The sequence below is a fragment of the Salipiger aestuarii genome, from assembly GCF_003259905.1.
Classification (GTDB): domain Bacteria; phylum Pseudomonadota; class Alphaproteobacteria; order Rhodobacterales; family Rhodobacteraceae; genus Salipiger; species Salipiger aestuarii.
In genome coordinates this window covers 53320-77188 of sequence record NZ_QLMG01000003.1, presented here as the reverse complement: position 1 = coordinate 77188, position 23869 = coordinate 53320, and the positions used below count along the sequence as shown (strand labels likewise).

Annotated in this window: 29 protein-coding genes; 14 read left to right on the top strand and 15 right to left on the bottom strand. The window is 63.4% G+C overall.

What is annotated here, in order from left to right:
* Positions 1-179: 179 nt before the first annotated feature.
* Positions 180-1142: a malate dehydrogenase gene (mdh, locus tag ATI53_RS02820; RefSeq protein ID WP_009507070.1), complete on the bottom strand. Its 963-nt coding sequence runs from the start codon at positions 1140-1142 to the stop codon at positions 180-182.
* A gap of 267 nt (positions 1143-1409) precedes the next feature.
* Entirely contained in the window at positions 1410-1730 is a 321-nt protein-coding gene (locus ATI53_RS02815) for a hypothetical protein (RefSeq protein WP_009507072.1), read from the bottom strand.
* 287 nt (positions 1731-2017) lie between these two features.
* Between ATI53_RS02815 and ATI53_RS02810 the strand changes: the two genes are divergently transcribed.
* The 13 genes from ATI53_RS02810 to ATI53_RS02755 all read left to right on the top strand — a co-directional run bounded on the left by ATI53_RS02810 (position 2018) and on the right by ATI53_RS02755 (position 10456).
* Positions 2018-2869, top strand: coding sequence for an HpcH/HpaI aldolase/citrate lyase family protein (locus ATI53_RS02810; protein WP_009507074.1), 852 nt, complete (start codon positions 2018-2020; stop codon positions 2867-2869).
* Positions 2870-2963: 94 nt separating this feature from the next.
* Positions 2964-3509, top strand: coding sequence for an NnrU family protein (locus ATI53_RS02805; protein WP_111549686.1), 546 nt, complete (start codon positions 2964-2966; stop codon positions 3507-3509).
* A gap of 9 nt (positions 3510-3518) precedes the next feature.
* A complete protein-coding gene (locus tag ATI53_RS02800; protein ID WP_009507078.1) occupies positions 3519-3722 on the top strand; it encodes a DUF1737 domain-containing protein in 204 nt (67 codons plus the stop codon).
* Positions 3722-4753, top strand: a complete 1032-nt coding sequence (locus ATI53_RS02795) for a MaoC family dehydratase (protein WP_009507080.1) — start codon at positions 3722-3724, stop codon at positions 4751-4753. Before ATI53_RS02800 ends, ATI53_RS02795 begins: the two co-directional genes overlap by 1 nt.
* 100 nt (positions 4754-4853) lie before the next feature.
* Positions 4854-5069 carry a hypothetical protein gene (locus ATI53_RS02790; RefSeq protein WP_009507082.1) on the top strand — a complete coding sequence of 72 codons (216 nt, stop codon included), beginning with the start codon at positions 4854-4856 and terminating at the stop codon, positions 5067-5069.
* Positions 5070-5292: 223 nt separating this feature from the next.
* Complete coding sequence (gene sdhC, locus ATI53_RS02785; protein WP_009507084.1) at positions 5293-5688, top strand: succinate dehydrogenase, cytochrome b556 subunit; 396 nt, start codon at positions 5293-5295, stop codon at positions 5686-5688.
* A gap of 15 nt (positions 5689-5703) precedes the next feature.
* Positions 5704-6075, top strand: coding sequence for a succinate dehydrogenase, hydrophobic membrane anchor protein (sdhD, locus tag ATI53_RS02780; protein ID WP_009507086.1), 372 nt, complete (start codon positions 5704-5706; stop codon positions 6073-6075).
* Between the two features lie 18 nt (positions 6076-6093).
* Positions 6094-7899 (top strand): succinate dehydrogenase flavoprotein subunit, encoded by a 1806-nt coding sequence (gene sdhA, locus ATI53_RS02775; protein ID WP_111549685.1) that lies wholly within the window; start codon positions 6094-6096, stop codon positions 7897-7899.
* A gap of 469 nt (positions 7900-8368) precedes the next feature.
* Positions 8369-8701, top strand: a complete 333-nt coding sequence (locus ATI53_RS02770) for a hypothetical protein (protein ID WP_111549684.1) — start codon at positions 8369-8371, stop codon at positions 8699-8701.
* 11 nt (positions 8702-8712) lie between these two features.
* Positions 8713-9030: a hypothetical protein gene (locus tag ATI53_RS02765; protein WP_009507091.1), complete on the top strand. Its 318-nt coding sequence runs from the start codon at positions 8713-8715 to the stop codon at positions 9028-9030.
* 9 nt (positions 9031-9039) lie between these two features.
* Positions 9040-9819 carry a succinate dehydrogenase iron-sulfur subunit gene (locus ATI53_RS02760; RefSeq protein ID WP_009507093.1) on the top strand — a complete coding sequence of 260 codons (780 nt, stop codon included), beginning with the start codon at positions 9040-9042 and terminating at the stop codon, positions 9817-9819.
* Between the two features lie 201 nt (positions 9820-10020).
* On the top strand, positions 10021-10185 hold the full coding sequence (locus tag ATI53_RS23155) for a hypothetical protein (protein ID WP_170134515.1): 165 nt from the start codon (positions 10021-10023) through the stop codon (positions 10183-10185).
* Positions 10186-10258: 73 nt separating this feature from the next.
* On the top strand, positions 10259-10456 hold the full coding sequence (locus tag ATI53_RS02755; protein WP_009507098.1) for a hypothetical protein: 198 nt from the start codon (positions 10259-10261) through the stop codon (positions 10454-10456).
* 46 nt (positions 10457-10502) lie between these two features.
* On the opposite strand, the gene ATI53_RS02750 is transcribed toward ATI53_RS02755, so the two are convergent.
* The 12 genes from ATI53_RS02750 to ATI53_RS02695 all read right to left on the bottom strand — a co-directional run bounded on the left by ATI53_RS02750 (position 10503) and on the right by ATI53_RS02695 (position 21236).
* Complete coding sequence (locus ATI53_RS02750; RefSeq protein WP_009507100.1) at positions 10503-11000, bottom strand: prepilin peptidase; 498 nt, start codon at positions 10998-11000, stop codon at positions 10503-10505.
* A gap of 4 nt (positions 11001-11004) precedes the next feature.
* Positions 11005-11865, bottom strand: a complete 861-nt coding sequence (locus ATI53_RS02745) for a tetratricopeptide repeat protein (protein WP_009507102.1) — start codon at positions 11863-11865, stop codon at positions 11005-11007.
* A gap of 68 nt (positions 11866-11933) precedes the next feature.
* Positions 11934-12497: a tetratricopeptide repeat protein gene (locus ATI53_RS02740; protein ID WP_111549683.1), complete on the bottom strand. Its 564-nt coding sequence runs from the start codon at positions 12495-12497 to the stop codon at positions 11934-11936.
* 20 nt (positions 12498-12517) lie between these two features.
* Complete coding sequence (locus ATI53_RS02735) at positions 12518-13489, bottom strand: type II secretion system F family protein (protein WP_009507106.1); 972 nt, start codon at positions 13487-13489, stop codon at positions 12518-12520.
* A gap of 13 nt (positions 13490-13502) precedes the next feature.
* Positions 13503-14468: a type II secretion system F family protein gene (locus ATI53_RS02730; RefSeq protein ID WP_009507108.1), complete on the bottom strand. Its 966-nt coding sequence runs from the start codon at positions 14466-14468 to the stop codon at positions 13503-13505.
* 6 nt (positions 14469-14474) lie between these two features.
* The gene (locus ATI53_RS02725; RefSeq protein WP_009507110.1) at positions 14475-15908 is read right to left on the bottom strand and encodes a TadA family conjugal transfer-associated ATPase; all 1434 of its coding nucleotides are present in this window, start codon (positions 15906-15908) and stop codon (positions 14475-14477) included.
* 15 nt (positions 15909-15923) lie between these two features.
* A complete protein-coding gene (locus tag ATI53_RS02720; protein ID WP_111549682.1) occupies positions 15924-17171 on the bottom strand; it encodes a CpaE/TadZ family protein in 1248 nt (415 codons plus the stop codon).
* 231 nt (positions 17172-17402) lie between these two features.
* Complete coding sequence (locus ATI53_RS02715) at positions 17403-18056, bottom strand: OmpA family protein (protein ID WP_009507113.1); 654 nt, start codon at positions 18054-18056, stop codon at positions 17403-17405.
* Between the two features lie 42 nt (positions 18057-18098).
* Entirely contained in the window at positions 18099-19514 is a 1416-nt protein-coding gene (locus tag ATI53_RS02710; RefSeq protein ID WP_009507114.1) for a type II and III secretion system protein family protein, read from the bottom strand.
* Positions 19515-19695: 181 nt separating this feature from the next.
* On the bottom strand, positions 19696-20550 hold the full coding sequence (cpaB, locus tag ATI53_RS02705; protein ID WP_009507115.1) for a Flp pilus assembly protein CpaB: 855 nt from the start codon (positions 20548-20550) through the stop codon (positions 19696-19698).
* Between the two features lie 205 nt (positions 20551-20755).
* On the bottom strand, positions 20756-21025 hold the full coding sequence (locus ATI53_RS02700) for a hypothetical protein (RefSeq protein ID WP_223865868.1): 270 nt from the start codon (positions 21023-21025) through the stop codon (positions 20756-20758).
* A 10-nt stretch (positions 21026-21035) separates the two neighbouring features.
* Entirely contained in the window at positions 21036-21236 is a 201-nt protein-coding gene (locus tag ATI53_RS02695) for a Flp family type IVb pilin (protein WP_009507117.1), read from the bottom strand.
* Between the two features lie 356 nt (positions 21237-21592).
* Here ATI53_RS02695 and ATI53_RS02690 point away from each other — a divergent pair, with 356 nt between their 5' ends.
* Positions 21593-22453, top strand: a complete 861-nt coding sequence (locus ATI53_RS02690) for a lytic transglycosylase domain-containing protein (RefSeq protein WP_111549681.1) — start codon at positions 21593-21595, stop codon at positions 22451-22453.
* Here the strand turns inward: ATI53_RS02690 and ATI53_RS02685 are convergent.
* Positions 22450-23868, bottom strand: a complete 1419-nt coding sequence (locus tag ATI53_RS02685; RefSeq protein WP_009507120.1) for an FAD-binding oxidoreductase — start codon at positions 23866-23868, stop codon at positions 22450-22452. The genes ATI53_RS02690 and ATI53_RS02685 overlap by 4 nt on opposite strands.
* Position 23869 lies beyond the last annotated feature (1 nt).

Genomic DNA, 23869 nt, shown 5'->3' with positions numbered 1-23869 from the left:
GGTCCAAAACGTGTGATCACAAGCTTGCGCCAGCCGCCGCCGATGTTAGCGCAGCCGCAGGCGAATCACCTCGGGGTGAGGTATTTCAAGGCATGGGCGGCGATCACGTCAGATGACGCCGCGCACGAAAAAGCCGGGGCGCGTTGGCGCACCCCGGCTTTTGGTTCGTGGCAAAGTGGTCAGGCGAGCGAACTGTCGATGCCCTTGCACGCTTCGACAAGGCCTTTCACGGCGTTGACGGAGGTGTCGAACATCTCTTGCTCTTCCTTGTTGAGCTTGATGTTCAGGATCCGTTCAACGCCACCGGCGCCGATCACCGTGGGCACGCCGACATACATGTCGGACACGCCAAGATCGCCGTCGCAGAAGGCGGCGCAGGGCAGCACGCGCTTTTGATCCTTGAGATAGGCTTCGGCCATTTCGATGGCGCTGGTCGCGGGGGCATAGAACGCCGACCCGGTCTTGAGCAGGCCGACGATTTCGGCACCGCCGTCACGGGTGCGCTGCACGATCGCGTCCAGTTTGTCCTGCGTGGTCCAGCCCATTGCGATCAGGTCGGGCAGGGGGACGCCCGCAACGGTCGAATAGCGCACCGAGGGCACCATCGTGTCGCCGTGGCCGCCCAGAACGAAGGCGGTCACGTCCTTCATCGACACATTGAATTCCACCGACAGGAAGTGGCGGAAACGGGCCGAATCAAGCACACCGGCCATGCCGCAGACCTTGTTCGCGGGCAGACCCGAGAACTTTTGCAGCGCCCACACCATCGCGTCGAGAGGGTTGGTGATGCAGATCACGAACGCGTCCGGAGCATTGTCGCGGATGCCTTCGCCGACCGATTTCATCACCTTGAGGTTGATGCCAAGCAGGTCGTCACGGCTCATGCCGGGCTTGCGCGGAACACCTGCGGTCACGATGCAGACGTCGGCGCCGGCGATGTCGGCGTAGTCGTTGGTGCCCTTCAGAGCGGCATCGAAGCCCTCCGACGGACCGGATTCCGCAAGGTCGAGCGCTTTGCCCTGCGGGGTGCCTTCAGCGATGTCGAAGAGGACGACGTCACCCAGTTCCTTCAGGGCCGCGAGGTGGGCGAGCGTGCCGCCGATCTGTCCCGCGCCGATCAGGGCGATCTTGGGTCTTGCCATGGATCTAATCTCCGCTCCATTTGTCAATTCCGCTGTTTGCGTAAGGGTTTGGCAAGTCGCGCGCAAGGGTGCTGCGGCGCGGCGCGCACGCGCAGCGTATTCAACCGACGCGGGGTGGTGGCGCTAAAGACAAGCAATTCCATGGCTTAGAGCAGTTGTCGTAGGCAAAGAAACCCCGCCAATTTCCCGCGAGGGGGGGCTGTTTGCAAAGCCCGGTGCCGGTTTGCGCCGGCGCAACGCTTGATTCTCGGGCGGTGCCGGGCGGAGTCAGGCGTCCTGATCGGGGGCGGAAAGCGCCTCGGCAAGGGCTTCGAACGCCTGGCCGCTGGCCACAAGGCAGGTCATCCCGGCGGTCGTGGTTACGGTGATCGTCCAGGTGCCTGTGGTGTCCGAGGCGAACACCTCCATCACCGCGTTGTTGGACCCAAGGCCGATGCTTTGACGTGTCTCGCCGTATGTCCGGGCCAGCTTTTCTACAACCTGATCGCGCGGCGCGCAGGCGTTGACTTGTTCGGCGCGGGCCGGGCCCGCAAGGAAGACGGCGACGCCAGCCGCCAGTAGTGCCATGGATGCAAACGTCCGTTTCATCGTTTTGCCCTTTCGGCTGTGGCGCGGGGGTAACGGCCCTTGGACCGGTCGTGCCCCCGGCTTCGCGTTCTCCTTGCTTCGCAGCAGACGTGTCGGTGCTGCCTTGGTCAAAAGACTGCGCGCCAAAGCCCAAAAAAAGGTTAACGGACCCGCGCGCTCGGGCGGACGTTCGCGCAACAGGCACCTTGAACGCCTGGCTTTTTTCTGCATCGCGGCGCAATTATCCTTGCATCAATCGGTAAAAAATGCCCTTTACCACGCAACTTTATTACCCAAGGAGTGGCCGCATGGATCTTTCGACCCGCCCTTACCGTTCGGTACTGTATATCCCCGGTTCAAAGGACCGCGCCCTGGACAAGGCGCGCAGTCTGCCGGTGGACGCGATCATCTTCGATCTGGAAGACGCGGTTTCGCCTGCGGAAAAGCCCGCCGCGCGTGACACCCTGACCGCCGCGCTGGCAACGGGGGGCTATGGCAAACGCACCCGGATCGTGCGGATCAACGGGCTTGATACGCAGTGGGGCGCCGATGATGCCCGCGCAGCCGACGCGATGGATTGCGATGCGGTGCTGCTGCCCAAGGTCGAAAGCCCCGATCAGCTTGACGCGCTGGCAAGGCACACCGACAAACCGCTATGGGCTATGATGGAGACCCCGCGCGGCATGTCCAACGCGGCCGCCATCGGTGCGCATCCGCGCCTGGGTGGCATGGTGATGGGCACCAACGATCTGGCCAAGGAGCTTAATGCCCGGTTTCGCGCCGATCGCCTGCCGATGCTGACCGCGCTGTCGCTGTGCCTGCTTGCGGCCAAGGCTGCCGGCTGCGTGATCGTCGATGGCGTTTACAATGCGTTCAAGGACGATGTGGGCCTTGCGGCGGAATGCGATCAGGGCCGGGACATGGGCTTTGACGGCAAGACGCTGATCCATCCGGCGCAGGTCGATGTCGCCAACGCCGCCTTTGCCCCGACCGAGGCCGAGATCGACATCGCCAGACGCCAGATCGCCGCCTATCAAGAGGCCGAGGCCGCCGGGCAGGGGGTGGCCGTGGTCGACGGCAGGATCGTCGAGAACCTGCATGTGGTGACCGCCAGGAGCATCCTTGCCAGGGCCGAAGCGATCGCCGCGATGGGGGCGTAGACGGACAGCCCCACCGCTGGGGCTATCAGGCATTGCCGCGCGGCGGAAATGATCGCAGGGTGCCCGCGATCCGATCTGACCAAAGGAGATCCCCATGGTCCTTCTCGTTCTTGGCGTGGCGCTCTGGTGGGCAGCGCATTTTTTCAAGCGGTTCGCGCCCGGTCCCCGGGCCAGCCTTGGCGGCAGGGGCAAGGGGCTGGTCGCACTGGCTCTTGCCGTGTCGATCCTGCTGATGATCTTCGGCTACCGCATGGCCGATGGCGCGGCTTTCTGGGGGCGGCATCCGGCCACCGTCGGCATCAACAACCTGATGATCCTGGTCGCGCTGTACCTGACCACGCCCGGCCCGAAGAAAGGCGCGCTGCTTTACAGGATGCGCCACCCGATGCTGACCGGCTTTCTGCTGTGGGCCGTTGCGCATCTGCTGGTAAATGGCGATGTGCCGTCGTTCGTGCTGTTCGGGGGCCTGGGCATCTGGGCCGTTGCCGAGATGATCGTCATCAACCGCGCCGAGCCGGACTGGACGCCGCCCGCCAGGGGCACCATCGTCAAGGATATCATGTTCGCCGCGATCAGCGTTATTCTGCTGGTCGTCATCGGCCTGATCCACACCTGGCTCGGCTATCCCGCCTTTGGATAAGGGACTGAAATGAAACTCTACCGCTTCCTGTCCGAGGATGACACCTCGGCCTTCTGCCACAAGGTGACCGCCGCGCTGAACGCCGGCTGGGCGCTGCATGGAAATCCGACCTACGCCTTCGATGCCGCCAACGGGGTGATGCGCTGCGGACAGGCGGTCACCAAGGACGTGCCCGGCGACTACGCCCCGGACATCAAGCTGGGGGAACAGTGATGGCCAAGACCAATCCGGGCCGCTTCTTCGAGGATTACCGCATCGGGCAGGTCATCGACCATGCGGTGCCTCGCACCGTGGGGCAGGGCGAGCGGGCGTTGTATCACGCGCTGTATCCCGCGCGCCACGCGCTGTATGCGTCGGATGAATTCGCGCGGGCCTGCGGGCTTCCCGGGTCTCCGCTGGATGATCTCGCCGCGTTCCATGTGGTGTTCGGCAAGAGCGTGCCTGACGTGTCGCTGAACGCGGTGGCCAACCTTGGCTATGCCGAAGGGCGCTGGCTGACGCCGGTCTATCCGGGCGATACGCTGCGCGCCTCTTCCGAGGTAATCGGGCTGAAGCAGAACTCCAACGGCAAGACCGGGGTGGTCTATGTGCGCACACGCGGCAGGAACCAGCACGGCGACGCGGTGCTGGAATATTGCCGCTGGGTGATGGTGCGCAAGCGCGACATGGACGCCGCCGCGCCCGAAGCCGTGGTGCCAGATCTGAAAAAGGTGCTGACCCCTGACGATCTGGTGATTCCGCAGGGTCTGGATTTCAGCGGTTACGATTTCACGCTGGCGGGCGAGCCGCACCGCTGGGGCGATTACGACGTGGGCGAGACCATCGACCACGTCGATGGCGTCACGATCGAAGAGGCCGAGCACATGATGGCCACGCGCCTGTGGCAGAACACCGCCAAGGTGCATTTCGACGCGACCTTCCGCGCCGACGGACAGCGCCTGATCTACGGCGGACACATCATTTCGATGGCCCGCGCGCTGTCGTTCAACGGGTTGGCCAATGCGCAGATGATCGTTGCGCTGAACGCGGGCGCGCACGCCAACCCCTGTTTTTCGGGCAACACGGTGAAAGCGTGGTCGCAGGTTCTGGACAAGGCCGAAACCGCCGCACCCGGTGTCGGCGCGATCCGTCTGCGGCTGGTCGCCACCAGGGGCGGCGCGCCCTTCGCGCTGAAAGACGAGGATGGAAAGTACACGCCGGATGTGCTGCTGGATCTCGATTACTGGGCGCTGATGCCACGATAGGTCACAGCCGCCGCACAAAGGTTTCGTTACCCATGCCCCCCTGGCTCGGATAACATCCGAAGTCAGGGGAGAGATTCGCAGCCAGTCAGGAGACCGCGCCATGCCTGCCAACGACTTTGCCACCGACCTGCCGCACGAAACCGGCGATGTGCTTCGGATGCCCGTCGCCGATATACCCGATGCCATCAGCGCCCTTGTCCAGCGCCGGGAGTTCAGCGATCTTGTCTCGCGGATCCACGTTGATCTTCGCTCACCGGATGCCGCGCTGCGTCAAAGCGGCGTGCGCGCATTGCAAAAGCTTGGCTTCCCGGTCTGAAGGGCGATTCAAGATCTATCCCGTCTAAACCTGACAAAAACCCTGATATTTCAATGGCGGCGCTAACGGTCCGGCGTTGTGATCACAGGTTTTCTGCCGTGATCACAAAATTCGGACTTTTTTCCAAATGCGATCAAAAAACGCGTCTGCCGCACCTGCGAGACCGTGACAGGGGCAGATGAAACCCGCTAGAACCTGCGCAAGGGAACCGAAAGGATTGGCCATGGCCGAAGCGAAACGAATCGAGCGCCCGCTCTCCCCGTTCATGTTCGTGCAGTATTACCGCCTGCAACTGACAGCCGTGACATCGGTGATGATCCGCTTCACCGGCAACGCGCTGATGGCGGCGGTGTTCTTCCTGATCGTCTGGCTGCTGGCGCTTGCCTCGGGGCCGGACGCGTTCGAGACCGTCGAATGGTGGCTGACCAGCTTCATCTTCGACCTGTTCTGGTTTTTCATGCTCTGGTCGGTCTGGTACCACTACCTGGGCGGTCTGCGTCACCTGATTTTCGACGCCGGCAAGGGGCTGGAAATCGAAACCGCCGAAAAGATGGGCTGGATCTGTGTCTACGGCTCTGTCGTGCTGACCATCCTGACCGTCATCGTTATCTGGCTCTGAGGGAGGCATAGCAAAATGCACTACCAGACCGACCGCAAGCGCGCCGCAGGCAAGGGCTCGGCCCATTCCGGCGCGGAACACCACTGGTTCATGATCGTCAGCTCGGTTGCGCTGGCCTGCATGGTGCCGACCTGGATCTACATTTTCGGCAACGCACTGGGGTCCGGCTACGAGGCGTCGCTGGCAACCATGTCGCGCCCGTTTCCGGCGATCCTGACCGCGCTGGTGCTGATCGTGGGCATGCTGCACTTCAACAAGGGCGGTCGCGTGATGATCGAGGATTACACCCAAGGCACCGCTCGCAAGCTGCTGATCATGGCCTACACGGGCTTTTCCTATGTAATGATCGCCTGCGGGATGTTCGCGCTCGTCAAGATCGCGCTCTGAGACAGAAAGACCGGAAAAATGGCAGCATACGAATACGAGACGCATACGTTTGACGTCGTGGTCGTGGGGGCCGGCGGCGCGGGCCTGCGCGCCACCCTTGGCATGGCCGAGCAGGGGCTGCGCACCGCCTGCGTCACCAAGGTGTTCCCGACCCGATCGCACACCGTGGCCGCGCAGGGCGGCATCGCCGCGTCGCTGTCGAACATGGGCCCCGACAACTGGCAATGGCACATGTACGACACCGTCAAGGGGTCGGACTGGCTGGGCGATACCGACGCGATGGAATATCTTGCGCGCTCCGCCCCCGCCGCCGTGTATGAACTGGAACATTACGGCGTTCCGTTCAGCCGCACCGACGAGGGCAAGATCTATCAGCGCCCCTTTGGCGGCCACACCACCGAATTCGGCGAAGGCCCCCCCGTGCAGCGCACCTGCGCCGCGGCCGACCGCACCGGCCACGCCATCCTGCACACGCTGTATGGCCAGTCGCTCAAGCACAACGCTGAATTCTATATCGAATATTTCGCCATCGACCTGGTGATGAGCGAGGATGGCGTTTGTCAGGGCGTCGTCTGCTGGAAGCTCGAAGACGGCACCTTCCATATCTTCCGTGCGAAAACCGTGGTGCTGGCGACCGGCGGCTATGGCCGGGCGTATTTCTCGGCGACCTCGGCCCACACCTGCACCGGCGACGGTGGCGGCATGGTGGCACGCGCGGGGCTGGCGTTGCAGGACATGGAATTCGTGCAGTTCCACCCCACCGGCATCTACGGATCGGGCTGCCTGATTACCGAAGGCGCGCGGGGCGAGGGCGGCTACCTCACCAATTCCGAAGGCGAGCGGTTCATGGAGCGCTACGCGCCGACCTACAAGGACCTTGCGCCGCGCGACTATGTCAGCCGTTCGATGACGATGGAAATTCGCGAAGGCCGCGGCGTGGGCGAGCATGGCGACCACATCCACCTCAACCTGTCGCACCTGCCCGTCGAGGCGCTGGCCGAGCGGCTTCCGGGCATTTCGGAATCCGCCAGGATCTTTGCCGGCGTGGACGTGACCAAGGAGCCGATCCCGGTTCTGCCGACGGTGCACTACAACATGGGCGGCATCCCGACCAACTATTGGGGCGAGGTGCTCAACCCGACCGCCGACAACCCCAACGCCGTCGTGCCGGGCCTGATGGCCGTGGGTGAGGCAGGCTGCGCGTCGGTGCACGGTGCCAACCGCCTTGGGTCGAACTCGCTGATCGACCTTGTGGTCTTTGGCCGCGCCGCCGCGATCCGCGCCGGTGAGGTTGTCGACCGCGAAGCATCGCCGCACACGCTGAATCAGCCGTCGGTGGACAAGGCGTTTGATCGGTTCGACGGGCTGCGCTACGCCGATGGCGACACGCCGACCGCCGAGCTGCGCCTTGAGATGCAGCGCACCATGCAGTCGGACGCCGCCGTGTTCCGCACCGACAAGACCCTGGTCGAAGGCGTCGAAAAGATGACCGCCGTCGCCTCCAGGATGTCGGACGTCAAAGTCACCGATCACACGCTGATCTGGAACTCGGACCTGATGGAAACGCTCGAACTGACCAACCTGATGCCCAACGCGCTGGCCACCATCGTCGGCGCCGAAGCGCGCAAGGAAAGCCGCGGGGCGCACGCCCACGAGGATTATCCGACTCGCGATGACGACAACTGGCGCGTTCACACCATCAGCCGCGTCAACGGCACCGAGGTCACGCTGACCCACCGCCCGGTGATCGTTGATCCGCTGACCACCGAAGAGGTCGGCGGCATCAGCCTTGCCAAGATCGCACCGAAAGCACGTACCTTCTGATGATGCGGCTGCTCCTGCTTGCCCTGCGTTTGCCGGCTGCGGCATGCGGCAATGTCCGAAAGGCGGATCTTGTCACGCGACGCATGCTCCAGCTCTCGCCCGAGGGCGGTTACGAATATCGTGACGGCAATGCCGCGGCGGTGACGCCGGGGCCAAGCGGGACGCAAGAAGGGGCTGACGCAATCAATGCCTGCGTGCTGGGGAAACGGGTGGCCGCGGATGTGCCGCAGCCTGTCCCTCAGGGACCGACGCGGGGTGGTATCCCCGAGTGCACGGTCGTGCGTCGCGGCGCGGGGAATACCACGGCCCAGACCTACACCGGCGGCACGCCGCCGTCGGACGCGACAACGCCGTTAGAAAACGCGGCCCAACCGTCAGCGAGACAGTTTCGCGCAAGTGCGGGCTGCCCGCCGGGCGTTTCCGGCATGTATCGGGGGACGTTGATTTGTTGCGGATGATATGTTCCCTGATGCTGGCTGCCACGGTTACGGGCTGCGCCGATGTGGTGCCCCGCAAGGTGGGTCAGCTTCAGGTTTTGCCGCCTGAACGGCTGGCTTTCAACGAACAGGTGGCCTTTAACGCTGCCGCGCCGATCCTTGCGCGCATGACACCGGGTATTCCGACCAAAAAGGCGCTGCGCTGTGTGTTCGAACACGCCCAGACCGATCAGATCCAGGCGCTGGCGCAGAACTCGGCACTGGGTCAGCCAGACCTGAACGACGATATCGTGCTTGATATCCTGTATGACGAGGGCACCCGCTTTTGCTTGCGCGGGGGTCCGATCTATTGGCTGTTCGGATAGGGACAACAGGTTTGCGCAAGATCCTTCTTTCCACGCTGGCCCTCGCGACCCTCGCCGCGTGCGATGCTCAAACCCAGGATGCCGTCGCCCGCAGCGCGGCGCGGTCCACGGCGTCGAAGGTAGTTGTCCAACGGTTCCCCGGCATCCCGGTTGAACCGTCGCTGAACTGCGTCATCGACAATGCCAACGCGCAACAGATCTATGCGCTGGCGTCCGAATCCGTCACCGGTCCCACGCAAAGCAGCGTCGAGATCGTCATCGAGATCGTCTCGAAACCCGAGACACTGACCTGCCTGGCCGCCGAGGGGCTGCCGGCGCTCATCCGATAGGAGAGACCCATGGTTCAATTTACCCTGCCCAAGAACTCGAAGATCCGCACCGGCAAGACCTGGCCCAAGCCGGCCGGCGCGACCAATGTCCGGGCGTTCAAGATCTATCGCTGGAATCCCGAAGATGGCGAAAACCCGCGGGTCGACACCTATCATCTGGATATGGACAAGTGCGGCCCCATGGTCCTGGACGCGCTGATCAAGATCAAGAACGAGGTAGATCCCACCCTGACCTTCCGCCGGTCCTGCCGCGAGGGCATCTGCGGGTCCTGCGCGATGAACATCGACGGGATCAACACGCTGGCCTGCATCTACGGGCTTGACGAGATCAAGGGCGACGTCAAGATCTATCCGCTGCCGCACATGCCGGTGGTCAAGGATCTTATCCCCGACCTCAACCTGTTTTACGCGCAGCACGCGTCGATCATGCCGTGGCTGGAAACCAAGACCAACCGCCCCGAGAAAGAGTGGAAGCAGTCGATCGAAGACCGCAAGAAGCTTGACGGTCTCTATGAATGCGTGATGTGCGCGTCCTGCTCGACCGCATGCCCGAGCTATTGGTGGAATTCCGATCGCTACCTCGGCCCGGCGGCGCTGCTGCACGCCTATCGCTGGATCATCGACAGCCGCGACGAGGCGACGCCAGAGCGTCTGGATGCGCTTGAGGACCCGTTCAAGCTGTACCGCTGTCACACCATCATGAATTGCACCAAGACCTGCCCCAAGGGTCTTAACCCCGCGAAATCCATCGCCGAAATCAAGAAGATGCTGCTCAACCGGCACGTCTGACGTCTATCGCAGACCGACATGGCGCCGCTCTTGAAAAGGGGCGGCGCTTTGCGTGGGGGCAAAGTCGGCGCAGGAACCGTGACAACGGTTGCATGACACGCAACCCGTCCTTGCGCTGACAGGGGGTGTGCTGCGACGCAGCATCAGCTATCTGACACCCGTGGGAGGAAGTGACGGATCGACATACCGAAAGGCCACCCGATGACCAAGCAGACCCGGATCGACCCCAAAGCCGCGCTGGCCGCGCTCGATCAGGCTTATGCCTATTACCAGCCCGAACCCTTGCTTGTGCAAGGGGCCCCGCGCGCCGCCGTCGAAGACGTCCGCGATGAAACGGATGGTTTTGCCTATTACCATGCCGCGTGATCGGGGTTGACCTGCGCGTGTCCCGAAACAGGTCCATCCTCATGACACGGATTTATCATTTTCGGGGCCGGCGGTGATCTTCGCTGCCGGCCTTCTCGTCGCCTTTGTCGTCCTGCTGTTCTGGAACCGCAAAAACCGCGACAGGCGGCTGTGCCGCTGGCGCGAATACAGGCGGCGCGATGCGTCCCGCTGGACCTGCATTCAGTGTGGCGCCGTGGTCGAGGCCCCGCCCGGCGAGACCCCGACCACCTGCCTGCGCCCCAGAAGCTGAGCGCCAAAATTTTTAGATAAAAATTTTGGTTGGAAACGCGGTGCGGTCAGCTTCCGTAGAGGATGCCGAACACAAGATAGGCCGCCAGCGTCGCTCCCAGAGCCATGCCCATCGGAAACCGTTTGCCGCTGGTCCAGCTTTTCCATGTGGGGGCAAGTTTGCGCAGCGGCGAGTGCTTGATCAGCCGGTGGGTGATGAAGGCGCCGATCAGGCTCGCGGCGAGCAGCGCCATCAGAAACCGCAGGTCTCCCAGATGGATGAACGGGGCCGCCACCGCCAGGAACTTGGCGTCCCCGGCCCCCATGGCGCCCCCCGCATTCAGGGCCATTCCTGCCACCAAAGCCACGGCGAAATGGCTGTAGCGCCACAAATACGCGTCGAATGGCAGGGCGATCAGCCCCACGATGACAAAGATCACCAGAAGCGCCAGGTTGGCCTGGTTGGTGATGCGCAGCTCACGCATGTCCGTAAAGCAGACATACAGGCAGACCGGCAGAACAAAGGGCAGGAACCAGGTTGCTGCGAGGGCGGATATCGACAGCATCGGCTCAGCTTGCGCCGCCGTTTTGCAACGCGGAAAGCGCCGTTGCCGCGGCCTCGAAATGCTGGGGATGGGTTTCGATGGCGTCTTCCAGCAGGCCCTTGCCGGTCTTGGTATCGCCGCGTTTGATCGCCGACAGCGCCAGCGTGTGCAACAGTTCGGCACGTTCGGTCTGGGTCATGTCCAGCACTGGCAGCGTGTAATTGCCCTGGGCACCGCGCGCCAGCACGAGGTTGTTCTTGGCGGTGAACATCCCGGGGTCGTGGCGCAACGTCTCGTAAAACAGCTTTTCGGCGCCAGAGGCATCGCCGCGTGACAGCTTGGAATAGCCCCAGTTGTTCAGCACCGGGGCGGGCTGGGTGGTCAGCCCGCTGGCGATTTCATAAAAGCTGTCGGCCTTGTCCCACTGCTTGTGACTGTCCGCGATCATCGCTTCGAGCCGGTATCGCAGATATGTTTCATGGGTCGGTGGGATTGCCGTAAGCACCTTTTCGGCCTGCTCCCACTGGTTGTCGCGGATCAGGGCGTCGGCCAGCTGGACCTTGTCTTCGTCGGTGGACTCTTCGTGGGCCACCACCTCGGCCCAGGCCCTGGCCGCTTCGCGGTTGCGCTTGGCGCGCACCAGCGATTTACCAAGCCCGCGCATCAGGTCGATGCGCCCCGGTGCGATTTCGCCCGCGCGGACAAAGTAGTTCACTGCCGCCGCCGGATCCCCCGAGGTCAGCATCACCTCGTTCAGCCCGGTGCCGTCGATCACATTCACATCGGTAAAGTCGCGGTCGACCGCGTCCTTGTCGATTTCCTTGTCACAGGCGGAAAGGCCCAAGGCCCCTGCAATGCAGAGGGCCACAAGAATGGGATGGCGCATTTTGTGCGTCCTTTTACTGCTCTTGCCTCGTCATGCAGCCGGTCGATGCCGGCCATCTTTTTAATAAATCAATTGTTTGGCCGGATCAGGTAAGTGCCGCTGCCCCGGCGGATCAACTGAAATTCCTCTTGCTCGGTTTCAGAATAGCCCGGATTTTGCATTTTTGCGAGCGCCAAGCGCAGATTGTCGCGGATTGCGTTGCTTTGGCCATCATCCAGCGCGTAGGCCCGGCGGAACACCTCGGATGCTTCGGAGACCTTGCCCCGTTCCATCAGCACCACGCCCAGATTATTCCAGGCCTCGGGCCAGTCCGGGGCGACCTTGACCGCCTCGCGCAGCTGGCGTTCGGCCTGGTTGAGACGCCCCAGCGCAAGGTTGGCCGACCCGAGCGAGGTCAGAAGCTCGCCGTCGATGCCGGACCGTCCGGCGGCGCGCAAATAGGCTTCGAGCGCCAGTTCGTATTCGCCCGCGGCCATCAGGCGGTGGCCGACAAGCTGGCCGTCGACGGCGTCGCCACGCGGATCAAGGGCGGGTGCGTAAACCTGACCGTCTGCAATGCCATGGCCGCCAGTGTTTTCACAGGCGGCCATAAGGATCAGTGTCGTGAGGCAGGCGGCCGGGCCGATGCGCATGGATGTCCTGTCATCAGGGCTTAGGGGGCGATGGTCCCAAGTTGCGTGATGCCGACGATCGACGGACCGACCAGAATGATCAGCAGCGGTGGCACCGTGAACATCATAGTCGTGAGCGTCATCTTTGTCGGCAGTTTGTTTGCCTTTTCCTCGGCCCGCATGACCCTTTTGTCACGCATTTCCGACGCGTAGATGCGCAGCGCATCGGCGATCGAGGTGCCGAAGCTGGCAGCCTGATTCAGAACGGTGACAAAAGAGGCGACATCCTGCACGCCGCAGCGTTCGCCCATGTCGTTCAGCACCGCCGACTTGTCCTTGCCCGCCTTCATCTCATGGCTGATGATTTCGAATTCATCCGCGAGGGCAGGGTAGGAGGCGTGCAGCTCGCCCGCGACACGCACGATGGCCTGATCCAGGGCCTGACCTGCTTCGACGCAGACCAGCATCATGTCCAGCGCGTCGGGAAAGCCTTCTTCGATCTGCTTGCGGCGTTCTTCGACGCGTTTCTGAATCCAGTATTTCGGCGCCAGATAGCCGACGGTACCGGGCAGCAGGATGTAGATCAGCTTTTGCTGCATCGTGCTTTCGGGGCTGTCGATGAACAGGAGGTAATAGACCGTGCCCGCCACCAGCAGGCCGATCCCCAGCACCATCTGTGCCAGGTAGAACAGCCGCACCGCGTCGCGGGTGCGATATCCGGCCTGCAACAGCTTAAGCCGCATCTGCCCCAGTTCTTCGGCGCTTTGCGGTTCAAGATACTGCGCGTATTTGTTCAGCTTGGCGTTGCGGCGGGTGTCGCGCAGGATCGCCTTGGTCTCGGCGTCGATCTTGGTGCGGCCCGATTTGGCCAGCTTGTCCATCGGGTCGGGCTTGCTGCTCAGCATCAGCGGAATCGCCGCCAGGATCAGCAACAGCGCCAAAGCGGCGACCGCCATCAGCGGCCCCGCCGGTCCCAGCATATCCACCAGCATGGCGTTCAAAGTGTCAAACATCGGCGTGGACCCCTCAGACCTTGATATTCACAAGAAAGCGCATGACGAGCAGGTTCAGCGCCAGGAAGACCGCCACGATAAAGCAGGCGGGAATGAACCAGGCGTGGTCGAGCACCTCGTCATAGTAGTGCGGGTCGGTGACCTGGATCACCAGCAGCACGCCGACGGGAAAGCCCGACAGGAACTTGCCCGACCATTGCGCTTCGGCGGTGATCGCCTTGACCCGGCGGAACAGGCGAAAGCGGGCGCGGATCACCTTGGCAAGCCCGTCGAGGATTTCCGCGAGGTTGCCCCCCGATTGCTGCTGGATCGACACGGCGACCGCAAGGAAGCGCAGATCCTGCATATCAAGCCGTTCGGCCATATGTTTCAGACTTTCGCCGATGTCGCGCCCGTAGGTCGATTCGTCCGAGATCACGCCGAATTCAGTCGCCAGCGGGTCCTTGATTTCCTTGGACACCACCGCGATAGCCGAGCTGAACGGGTGGCCGACGCGAAGCGAGCGCACCATCAGTTCGACCGCGTCGGGCAGTTGTTCTTCGATCAGGGCAAGGCGTTTTCGCGCCTTGCCGTTGACCCACATGAACACGCCACCGATCCCCATGGCGAGGCCCAGCACGATGCGCACCGGCAGCCCGGCTTCGGTGCCGATGGACAGCCCCAGAAAGGCGAACACGCTGACCCCGGCCATCATCGCGATCAGCTGATTGGGGGTAAAGGCGATGGCGGCCTTTTGCGCCCGGTCCGCCAGCAGCGAATACAGCGGGATGCCGCGGCTTTTCAGGTGCTGGTCCATCTCCTTGCGGAGCTTGGCGAGCACCTCTTCGCGGTTGGATGTCTTTTCGATCATCTCCAGCCGGCGGTTGACGCGGCTGTTCAGGCTGATCGACTTGCCAAAGGCCACGAGATAGACGCCTTCGACCAGCACCAGAACGCCGACGAAGATCAGGCCGTATATAATCAGTTCTGCGGAAAACATGTCGCGTTACTCCGGGCGAAAGGGGTCGTAGATCGACGGGGGGATGTCGAAACCCCACATCTTGAAGCGTTCCGAATAATGGCTGCGGACGCCGGTGGCGGTGTAATGCCCGATGATCTTGTTATCGGGGGTCAGGCCCACCCGCTGAAAGCGGAACAGTTCCTGCATGGAAATCACGTCGCCTTCCATGCCGGTGATTTCGGTGATCGAGGTCATGCGACGTGACCCGTCCTGCAAGCGGCTGGCCTGCACGATCACGTTCACAGCCGATGAAATCTGGCTGCGCATGGCTTTCAGCGGCATTTCGATTCCCGCCATGGCGATCATGTTTTCAAGGCGCGAAATGCCGTCGCGGGCGTTGTTGGCGTGGATCGTGGTCATTGATCCGTCGTGGCCGGTGTTCATGGCCTGCAACATGTCGATGACTTCCTCGCCGCGGGTTTCGCCCACGATGATGCGGTCGGGGCGCATCCGCAGCGCGTTTTTCAGACAGTCGCGGGGGGTAACCGCGCCCTTGCCCTCGACGTTGGGGGGGCGGCTTTCCATGCGGCCCACATGGGATTGCTGGAGCTGAAGTTCCGCCGTATCCTCGATGGTCAGGATACGCTCGGCGTCGTCGATGAACGAGGACAGCGCGTTCAGCGTGGTCGTCTTGCCGGACCCCGTGCCGCCCGATACCACGATGTTCAGACGGGTAGATACGGCGGCCTGCAAATACACCGCCATTTCTTCGGTAAAGGCGCCAAAGCTGATCAGATCGTCGATCGACAGCTTGTCCTTCTTGAATTTGCGGATGGAGACGAGGCTGCCGTCGACGGCGATGGGCGGCACCATGGCGTTGAAACGCGACCCGTCCGCAAGGCGGGCGTCGACATAGGGGTTGGATTCATCGACCCGGCGGCCCACCGCGGAGACGATCTTGTCGATGATGCGCATCAGGTGGCGTTCATCCTTGAACACCACGTCCGACACTTGCAGCCTGCCGCCGCGCTCGACAAAGATCTGATGCGGGCCGTTGACCAGAATATCCGAAACGCTGTCGTCTTTCAGCAGGGTTTCCAGCGGGCCGAGGCCCTTGACCTCGTCATAGAGTTCCTGATTGACGGTCTGCCGGTCCTCGCGGTTCAGGACGATGCCCTTGTCGGACAGGTTTTCCGACACGATCGCGCTGATCTCTTCGCGCAGATCCTTTTCCGTGGCGGCATCAATCGCCGCCAGGTTCAGGTTGTCCAGCAGCACCCGGTGCAGTTCGAGCTTGATGTCGCCCAGCCGTTCCTTGCGCTTTTTCTCGCGGTCCTGCGGGGCGGCATCCACCAGCGCGGCGACCTTGGGCTTGCGCATCGACGGCGCCTTGGGCTTGGTCCCGGCTGCGGGGGGCGCAGCGGGTTGGGCGACGGGCGCCGCCTCTTTGCCGGTCGGTTTCTTGTAGCGGGAAAACATGTCGCGGGCTCCTGATCAGGCGGCTTCCGCATCGGCGACGCCAATGCTGTAGAGTTCCGCCGCAAGCTTGGCGATGTCCCTGCGAAGGGGGTTCTTGGCGGCGTGCACGGCCAGCGGTTCGCCATGATCGCAGGCGGTCGCGACCTGGCGGCCGCCGTCGGCCAGTTGCAGCTCCAGATTGATGCCAAGGCTTTCCGACATGCGCTTGATCCGGCTTTTACCTTGCAGGTCGGTGAACTTGGGCGCCCGGTTGACCGCAAATCGCAGCTTGTCGAACGGCAGATCCTCGGCCTGCATCACCCGCTTGAGGCGCAGGGTGTTCTGGGCGGATCGCATGTCCAGTTCCATCAGCGCGAAACAGACCTGCGCCTGCGTCAGCACCGCATCGGTCCAGCCCACCAGCGTGGACGGCATATCGACAATGACAAAGTCGAAATGCTCGCGCGCGACATCCAGGATCTTGCGGATCTCGTCGGGGCCGACAAGGTCCAGAGGGATCACCTCCGAGGGCGATGTCAGCACATGCAGCTTGTCGCCATGGGTCACCAACGCTTGTCCGAAGCTGTCGCCGTCCATGGATTCGATGTCCGACAGCAGCTCCATCACCGCATCCCGGCGGGGCAGGTCAAGGTAGGTGGCGACCGATCCGAATTGCAGACCGAAATCCAGAATGCAGACGCGCGGGGCGTTTTCCTTGGTCACGTTGGCCAGTTCCCAGGCCAGGTTGACGGCAAAGGTGGTGGCGCCGCTGCCGCCGCACATGCCCTGCACCGCCATCAGTACCCCGTCGCCGCCCCCGCTCAGCTTTACCCCGTCTGCCGCCCTTCGCCCGTATTGGGGCGTATCGTCGGTGCGCGCCCGCTTGAGCCGCTCGACGGCGGCGCGCAATTCGCCTTCGGGCAGCGGATAGGGCACGAATTCATCCGCGCCCCCGCGCAGCAACTGATGCAGCGCGGCGGGCGTGACGTCTTCGGCGATCAGGATCACCTTGACGCGCCGGGTCTTGGCGGCCGAGATCACCTCGGACAGCAGCGCCAGATCATCCTCGTCTTCTTCGTCGATGGCCATGGCGACAAATTCCAGCGCGTCGGCATCCGGCTGGCTGAGAAAGGCCAGCGCCTCGCCAAAGCCCAGATCGCCCCAGCCTTCGCCAAGCAGGGCTTCCATGTCCTCGATAAGAAGATCGAAATTCTGCACGTTCCGGCTGATCGTGCAGGCCACGATCGGGGCAGGGTCGTTCTGCGGTGCTGACTTGCTCGTCATTGCCTCTTGTCCTATCGCTTCTTGGGAACGGGGCCCGAAGACAGGAACAACAAGAGGCAAGGCACGAGGCCCGGCCGGATGCCCGGTTTCCGGTTCCCCCGCGCCGAGTCGGTCCGGCGCGGGTCTCCCTTTGGGGCAATATCTCTGGGAATGTGGGCAACATTTTGGCCGAAAAGCCGAAATTGTGCGGTATCGTCGGACGATGCCCGCCCCGAAGGGCGGGATTGGCGCCTATTCCTCAGACGCGGTCAGGCCGCTGAGCGTGCTGGGAACCTGTGCGCTGCGAATGTATTCACGGTACACGACTTCCGCATAGCGTCCGTCCAGCACGGCGGGATTGGTTTCCACGAACCCCGAGACCTCGGTCACAGTGCGGCGGTTGCGGCGTTCACGCCCGGCGGTGACGATCAGCGGCTGGGTCTCGCCAAACGAAACCACCGCTTCCAACCGCGACGTCGAAATGCCCTGCGTGGCAAGATAGGCCACGACCGCGCGGGCGCGGGCCATGCCCAGCCGCTTGTTGTAGGCGTTCGATCCGGTCAGGTCGGTGTGGCCGTAGACGCGAAAGCGAACCTCGGGGAACTGGCGGATCCAGTTTGCCTGTTCGCGCAGGGTGCTCTGCGCTTCGGCGTCCAGAAACGCGCTGTTATAGGCAAAGTTGACGGTTGTCGGCACTTCCTGCGCAAAGCGGCGGCCCAGATCGAACGCGTAGGATTGCGGATTGCGCATGGCTTGGGTGTTCTGCATCGTCGCGTTGCCGAAATCGCCGGCATCCGCGATCACGCCCGCCTCGCTCCAGAACTGGCTGTAAAGGGGGTCCGCTTGCGGTCCGGCGCAGGCTGCGGCGAACCCAAGAGCGGCGACCGCCACGCTGTTCCTGATCATTTGCTGGAGCCCTCGAATCGTCTTTGTTTTCTGCGTGTCACGTCAGTCCATCACATAGCCATAAGAGCCGGTGAAATCCTGCTTGGCAACCTCGGCCGCGCCGCCGGTGCGGGGGCGGGTGTTGCCGCCCGTGGTCTTGCCAAAAAGAAACAGCTCGGATTCGGTGGGCGGCTTCACCCGATCGGTCGGCAGCGCCAGCACCTGCCCGCGGGTCGGGCTGACAAGATGCGGAGTGACGATGATGACCAGTTCGGATTGTTCGCGCTGATATTCGGCGCTGCGGAACAGCGCCCCCAGCACCGGGATGTCGCCCAGCCACGGCACCTGGCCGCTGAGATCGGTGAAATCGTCCTGCAGCAGCCCGGCGATGGCAAAGCTTTCGCCGTCGCGCATTTCGACAGTGGTCGCGATTTCGCGCCGCCGGAACGCATCGACCGAGATCGAATCCGATGTGATGCCGTTGGCGCTGTCGATCGACGACACCGCCCCGGTCAGTTCCAGGTTGATCAGGTCGCCATCCACCACGCGCGGAATGAAATTCAGCTCGACACCGAATGGCTTGTATTCGATCGTCACCACGCCATCGCCCTGCGACACCGGGATCGGATATTCGCCGCCGGCGAGGAATTTTGCTTCTTGCCCCGACAGGGCGGTGAGGTTGGGTTCGGCCAGCGTGCGCGACACGCCCTTGTTTTCCAACGCTTCCAGAAGGATACCCACCGCGACGCTGCCCGCGTCAAAGCCAAGCAAGGTGACGCCCTGCGCCCCCGAGCTGATCTCGACGCTCTGGCCAAGCCCGTTGGTTCCGTTCAGCCAGGTCCCGGTTTCGGTTTCCAGTTGGGTGTCGCCAAAGATCGTCCCCGACAACGCCAGCGACGAGCCAAGCGTCTTGGCGACCGACCGTTGCATCTCTGCAAAGCGCACCTTGAGCATGACCTGCTGCACGCCGCCGACCGTCATCAGGTTCGACACCCGCTCGGGCGCATAGCGTTCGGCAAGGTCCAGCGCGCGCTGAAGCTTTTGCGCGCTGGACACCACGCCCGACAGCACGATGCCGTCATTGGCCGTGCGCACCTCGATTTTTTCACCCGGCAGGATCTGGCGCAGGCGTTCCTTGAATTCGGTGATATCGGCGGCGACGACCACGTCGACATTGGTGATCAACTGGCCGTTCTGGTCCAGAATGGTCAGCGTGGTGATTCCCGGCGTCTTGCCCAGAACGTAAATCGTGCGTTCGGACAAGGATGAAATATCCGCGATGGCCGGGTTTGCGATCGACAATTCCGCGAACGGAGATTCGCTTTCGACCACCACGGCGCGGTTCATCGGAACATTGAGCACACGCTCGGTCCCGGTTTGCACGACGCGCAGGGTATCGGCGTTGGCCGTCAGCGCGAGGGGGCTCACGCTCAAGGTCAGCCCAAGCAGGGCTGCCTTCAGGGTCTTCTTGACTGTCATGTGACCTGCCTCTCGATCACGCCTCGGGTGCAGGTCTTCTTGCGCCTGCTTTCGGTGGACTGTGGGCCAGTTTGTATTTTTTTGCAAGAATCAAAGGGTTCGGGCGAAAGCCTTATGTGGGTATCGCGCAACAGGACGGGGGCGTCATGCGCGCCCCCGTCAGACAAGTCTCTGTAATCGTTCAGTTCGGGCAGGGAATCGGGATTTCGACCACGTCGGCGCCGCGGCGCACGCGGGTGTTGCAGACCTGCGCGGCCTGCTGAACCACCTGCACCTGTTCGGTCAGGCCAAGCAACTGGCGCTGATCCATCTCGATGGCTTCGGCGACGCTTTCGTCATTCACCGCCATCAAAGACAGCGACAGGCGGCCCGTGCTTTGCGCCTGTGCAAGTCCGGCAACCTGCTGCGGGCTGATGGCGACGGTGACGGTGCGGGCGATGCTGGGGTCGGCGGCGCTGGCATCCGCCTTCTGGTCAATGGCGATCAGTCGCACGCCGGTTTCAATCAGCCGGGTTACATCTCCGCGCGGCAGGTTCGCGTCGGAACCGGGCATCCGGCCTGTCCAGTATACATCGACCCGGTCGCCCGGCCGCAGAAAGCCCGACACGCCCGAGGCCACATCGACCCGGATGGCAAAGGCGCGCTCGCCGGGGCGCAGCTGCGACGTCAGTCCGGCGTCGCCGCCCGGCGCGCTGACGCGGGTTTCGGTCAGAGCGTCGAACTTGTCCATCGCGCGAACCACCACGCGGGCATCCTCGCCGTCGCGGAACAGGGGGTTTTGTTCACCAAAGACGCCCTCGGGCAGGATCTCGACCGGCCAGGGGGCGATGCGGATATCGTTGGGCTTCAGCTCTTCGCCGCGGACAAGCGCACGGGTGGCCACATAAACCTGTCGGGTCGGGATCGCCGCTCCGGCCCTGTCCCGCTCCTGTTGCAGCGCGCTTTGATAGGCGCCGAACTGTTGCTTGGCCATATGCACCGCGAAGCCGGCCAGCGCCAGTCCTGCGAGCAGCACGAGTCCGAAAACCAGTCGCATGTCGTGTTCCTCTCGGGTTTCATCGCCGCGCCGGTTGGGTCCGTGGCGCGTTCAGGTTTCAGGTTTAAGGGGGGATTGTGGCTGTTTCTGGCCCATTGCGGATCGCTTTCGGGGCTTTGTTTCGCGATCACGCCGCCAGGCGCCTTCGCAACGCCAAAAGCCGCCTCGAAAGCGAAGCGGCTTTTGGCAAGGTGGCGCAAGGGCGTCAATCTGCGGGGTACAGAACGGTGATCTCTTGCCCAAGCCGATCGCCTGCGGCGTTGTCCATATTGTCGGCGTTGTCGCGAATTTCAAAGAATGAAATCGCCGCCATGGCAACCACCGAAGCGGTCAAGACGACCCAGTCAACGGTCACCGCCCCCGCGTCACTTTGTAGAAAGGTCTTGAACTTGCGAACCATCGTTAAACCTGTCGCCGTGGAACCTGGTCTTGCAACATCCACCGGATCGGCCCGAAGGTCGATCCGGTGGCGCATTCAGGTGGACTTAGCCGTCGGCGGCCGGGAACAGTTCGAGCTGCTCGGCAGCGACTGCATCGCCTGCGGCGTTGATCATGTTGTCCGAGTTGTCGCGGATGGTGCTGTACGCGCCGATCGCCATGGCGACCACGGCTGCGGTCAGCACAACCCAGTCAACCGTCACGGCACCGTCTTCGTCTGCGCGGAAGTTTTTGATGAAATTCAGCATGTCTCTCTCCAGAGGTAGGATGGGGTATCTTGTTGCTCACGTTCACCGCTGCGATCCGTTAAGGGCCTCTCTCTTTGCCCCGTCTCGCTGCGGTATGAGGATATATAGCCCCCGGAATCGGGCAGGATTTGGGCGCAATTGGTGTGATTTTGGTAAGAGGAAGGTTTCCTGCCAAATCAAGATTAACGCATTGTTTAGTGAGGATAAAAATTTATGAAATTTGCGGGAAAGGGGTAAAAGGGCTGCAATCCGGGCGAAAATGGCACGCGCCGGCGAAGAATGCGGCAACGGTATTGGCGCAAACGGGCCATCGTGTCAGAATCCGGCAAAACAAGACACCAGAGGCAGTGAAACCGATGTATCGAGCAGCGGGTTGGGCGGCCCTCGCCGCCTTTTGCGGGGCGATGGCCTGCGCGGGGGCGGGATGGGCCGAATCTCCGCCTGCGTTCCCCGAGTTTTCGGCAAAGCGCGTCAAGGTGCCCAAACCCGGTACCAAGAAGCGCATCACCGTTCAGATCGAACCGCAGGCGATCGTGCCTGCCGTCGCGGCGCCCCCCGTACCAGGCGCGGCGCCGACGGGGCGGCCTGCGGGGCCTGGCAATTACGACTGGTTCTGGGATGTGGTTTCGCCCTCGTTGCGCGAAAGTGGGCCGGGGCGGCTGGAACCGGCGCTGGCCGGGCTGTCAAAGCCGCCCGTGGGCAAGGGCGTCGCGGCGCCGCGCCTTCAGGCGCTGCAAGGCATGGCCGCCGCGCACGGAATCGAGCTGTTGAAGGCGACCGTCGGCACGCAGGTCTCCCCCGCGCTGGCGCTGGCGGTGATGGCGGTGGAATCCGGCGGGCAGGCCGATGCGAAAAGCGGCGCCGGGGCGCAGGGGCTGATGCAGCTGATGCCTGCCACGGCCGAGCGGTTCGGCGTGACAGATGCTTTCGATCCCGCTGACAATATCCGGGGCGCGGTGCGGTTTCTGGATTTCCTGATGGAAACCTTTGATGGCGATCCCATCCTTGTGCTGGCAGGCTACAACGCGGGGGAAAATTCGATCCCGAAATTCGACGGTGTGCCGCCCTATGCCGAAACCCGCGACTATGTGCCCAAGGTTCTGGCGGCGTTCAGCGTGGCGCGGGCGCTGTGTCTCACGCCGCCGATGCTGGTGTCGGACGGCTGCGTGTTTCAGGTCGCGTCGCTGAACCAGGGCGCACGCGGCACGACGAACTAGCGCACGCGCAGCACCGCGCCGGGGTTCATGATGCCGTTCGGGTCAAGTGCCGCCTTGATGGCGCGCATCGCCGCCAGCTTGGCGGGATCGCCATAGCGTTCCAGGTCGGCGACCTTGAGCCGCCCGATCCCGTGTTCGGCGCTGACCGATCCGCCAAAGCTGTGCACGAGGTCATGGACCGTGCGCGTGATGTCTTCGCGCTGGTGCTGGTGGTCGGCCTTGTCGCCGCCGGGCAGGGGAAAGACGTTGTAGTGCAGGTTGCCGTCACCGAGGTGGCCAAAGCAGTTGATGCGAAACGCCCCGAGCGCCGCCAGCTTCGGCCCCGCCTGCGCGATGAAGTCGGGCACCCGCCCCAGCGGCACGGATATGTCATGCGAGGATATGGCGCCGATGGCGCGGTTCGCTTCGGGGATGCGTTCGCGGATCGCCCAGAAATCCTGACTTTGCTGCTGCGATTGCGCGACGATGCCGTCGGACACAAGATCCGCCTCGAACGCGGCGGCAAAGATGTCTTCCAGCGCGGCCGCCGGGTCCAGCCCGCGCGCAAGACCCAGGTCGACCAGCACGCACCAGTCCGGCGGGCTGTCCCAGGGCTGGCGCAGGTCGGGAATGGTTTCGGCCAGAAACGCCAGCCCCTGGCGCGAGATCAGCTCGAACGCGGAAATGCCTTCGCCCAGCCGGCTGCGGACCAGCGCAAGCAGCCCGAGTGCCGCCCTGGGGTCGGGCACGGTGAACAGCGCGGTGCCGGTGGCGGCGGGCACGGGCGACAGTTTCAGCGCGGCGGCGGTAATCAGGCCCAGCGTGCCCTCGGCCCCGATCAGCAGATGGCGCAGGTCGTACCCGGTGTTGTCCTTGCGCAGCCGCTTCAGGCCGTTCCAGACGGTGCCGTCGGGCAGCACCGCCTCCAGCCCCAGCACCTGATCGCGCGCATTGCCGTAGCGCAGCACATTGACGCCGCCGGCGTTGGTCGCCAGCAGGCCGCCGATGCGCGCCGTGCCTTCGGACGCCAGCGACAGGGCGAACAGCCGCCCGGCATCCGTTGCGGCGCCCTGTACATCCACCAGCACCGCGCCGGCCTCGGCAATCATCACGTTTTCCTCAGGGTAGGTGGCGCGGATGGCGGTCATCCGTTCCAGCGACAGGATCAGCGGCGCGGGCGCCTCCGGGGCGACCTGCCCGCCGACGAGCCCGGTACCGCCGCCCAGCGGCACGATCCCGACCCGCGCGGCGTTGCAGTGGCGCATGATGATGGCGGCCTCTTCGGTGCTGCGGGGCAGGGCGATCCAGCGCGAGACGCCCGTCCAGCGCCCGCGCGGTTCCTCAAGATGGCGCGGTTCGGCGCGGCGCAGCGTGTTGTCGGGCAACAGCGCGGCCAGGCCAGAGGCAAAGCTGTCGTCGGCGGCGGTCAGGGTCATC

What these genes read in the sequence shown, in the direction of transcription:
- mdh (WP_009507070.1), bottom strand. Translation starts at nt 1,142, where the DNA reads ATGGCAAGACCCAAGATCGCCCTGATCGGCGCGGGACAGATCGGCGGC.
- ATI53_RS02815 (WP_009507072.1), bottom strand. Translation starts at nt 1,730, where the DNA reads ATGAAACGGACGTTTGCATCCATGGCACTACTGGCGGCTGGCGTCGCC.
- ATI53_RS02810 (WP_009507074.1), top strand. Translation starts at nt 2,018, where the DNA reads ATGGATCTTTCGACCCGCCCTTACCGTTCGGTACTGTATATCCCCGGT.
- ATI53_RS02805 (WP_111549686.1), top strand. Translation starts at nt 2,964, where the DNA reads ATGGTCCTTCTCGTTCTTGGCGTGGCGCTCTGGTGGGCAGCGCATTTT.
- ATI53_RS02800 (WP_009507078.1), top strand. Translation starts at nt 3,519, where the DNA reads ATGAAACTCTACCGCTTCCTGTCCGAGGATGACACCTCGGCCTTCTGC.
- ATI53_RS02795 (WP_009507080.1), top strand. Translation starts at nt 3,722, where the DNA reads ATGGCCAAGACCAATCCGGGCCGCTTCTTCGAGGATTACCGCATCGGG.
- ATI53_RS02790 (WP_009507082.1), top strand. Translation starts at nt 4,854, where the DNA reads ATGCCTGCCAACGACTTTGCCACCGACCTGCCGCACGAAACCGGCGAT.
- sdhC (WP_009507084.1), top strand. Translation starts at nt 5,293, where the DNA reads ATGGCCGAAGCGAAACGAATCGAGCGCCCGCTCTCCCCGTTCATGTTC.
- sdhD (WP_009507086.1), top strand. Translation starts at nt 5,704, where the DNA reads ATGCACTACCAGACCGACCGCAAGCGCGCCGCAGGCAAGGGCTCGGCC.
- sdhA (WP_111549685.1), top strand. Translation starts at nt 6,094, where the DNA reads ATGGCAGCATACGAATACGAGACGCATACGTTTGACGTCGTGGTCGTG.
- ATI53_RS02770 (WP_111549684.1), top strand. Translation starts at nt 8,369, where the DNA reads ATGCTGGCTGCCACGGTTACGGGCTGCGCCGATGTGGTGCCCCGCAAG.
- ATI53_RS02760 (WP_009507093.1), top strand. Translation starts at nt 9,040, where the DNA reads ATGGTTCAATTTACCCTGCCCAAGAACTCGAAGATCCGCACCGGCAAG.
- ATI53_RS23155 (WP_170134515.1), top strand. Translation starts at nt 10,021, where the DNA reads ATGACCAAGCAGACCCGGATCGACCCCAAAGCCGCGCTGGCCGCGCTC.
- ATI53_RS02750 (WP_009507100.1), bottom strand. Translation starts at nt 11,000, where the DNA reads ATGCTGTCGATATCCGCCCTCGCAGCAACCTGGTTCCTGCCCTTTGTT.
- ATI53_RS02745 (WP_009507102.1), bottom strand. Translation starts at nt 11,865, where the DNA reads ATGCGCCATCCCATTCTTGTGGCCCTCTGCATTGCAGGGGCCTTGGGC.
- ATI53_RS02740 (WP_111549683.1), bottom strand. Translation starts at nt 12,497, where the DNA reads ATGCGCATCGGCCCGGCCGCCTGCCTCACGACACTGATCCTTATGGCC.
- ATI53_RS02735 (WP_009507106.1), bottom strand. Translation starts at nt 13,489, where the DNA reads ATGTTTGACACTTTGAACGCCATGCTGGTGGATATGCTGGGACCGGCG.
- ATI53_RS02730 (WP_009507108.1), bottom strand. Translation starts at nt 14,468, where the DNA reads ATGTTTTCCGCAGAACTGATTATATACGGCCTGATCTTCGTCGGCGTT.
- ATI53_RS02725 (WP_009507110.1), bottom strand. Translation starts at nt 15,908, where the DNA reads ATGTTTTCCCGCTACAAGAAACCGACCGGCAAAGAGGCGGCGCCCGTC.
- ATI53_RS02720 (WP_111549682.1), bottom strand. Translation starts at nt 17,171, where the DNA reads ATGACGAGCAAGTCAGCACCGCAGAACGACCCTGCCCCGATCGTGGCC.
- ATI53_RS02715 (WP_009507113.1), bottom strand. Translation starts at nt 18,056, where the DNA reads ATGATCAGGAACAGCGTGGCGGTCGCCGCTCTTGGGTTCGCCGCAGCC.
- ATI53_RS02710 (WP_009507114.1), bottom strand. Translation starts at nt 19,514, where the DNA reads ATGACAGTCAAGAAGACCCTGAAGGCAGCCCTGCTTGGGCTGACCTTG.
- cpaB (WP_009507115.1), bottom strand. Translation starts at nt 20,550, where the DNA reads ATGCGACTGGTTTTCGGACTCGTGCTGCTCGCAGGACTGGCGCTGGCC.
- ATI53_RS02700 (WP_223865868.1), bottom strand. Translation starts at nt 21,025, where the DNA reads ATGCGCCACCGGATCGACCTTCGGGCCGATCCGGTGGATGTTGCAAGA.
- ATI53_RS02695 (WP_009507117.1), bottom strand. Translation starts at nt 21,236, where the DNA reads ATGCTGAATTTCATCAAAAACTTCCGCGCAGACGAAGACGGTGCCGTG.
- ATI53_RS02690 (WP_111549681.1), top strand. Translation starts at nt 21,593, where the DNA reads ATGTATCGAGCAGCGGGTTGGGCGGCCCTCGCCGCCTTTTGCGGGGCG.
- ATI53_RS02685 (WP_009507120.1), bottom strand. Translation starts at nt 23,868, where the DNA reads ATGACCCTGACCGCCGCCGACGACAGCTTTGCCTCTGGCCTGGCCGCG.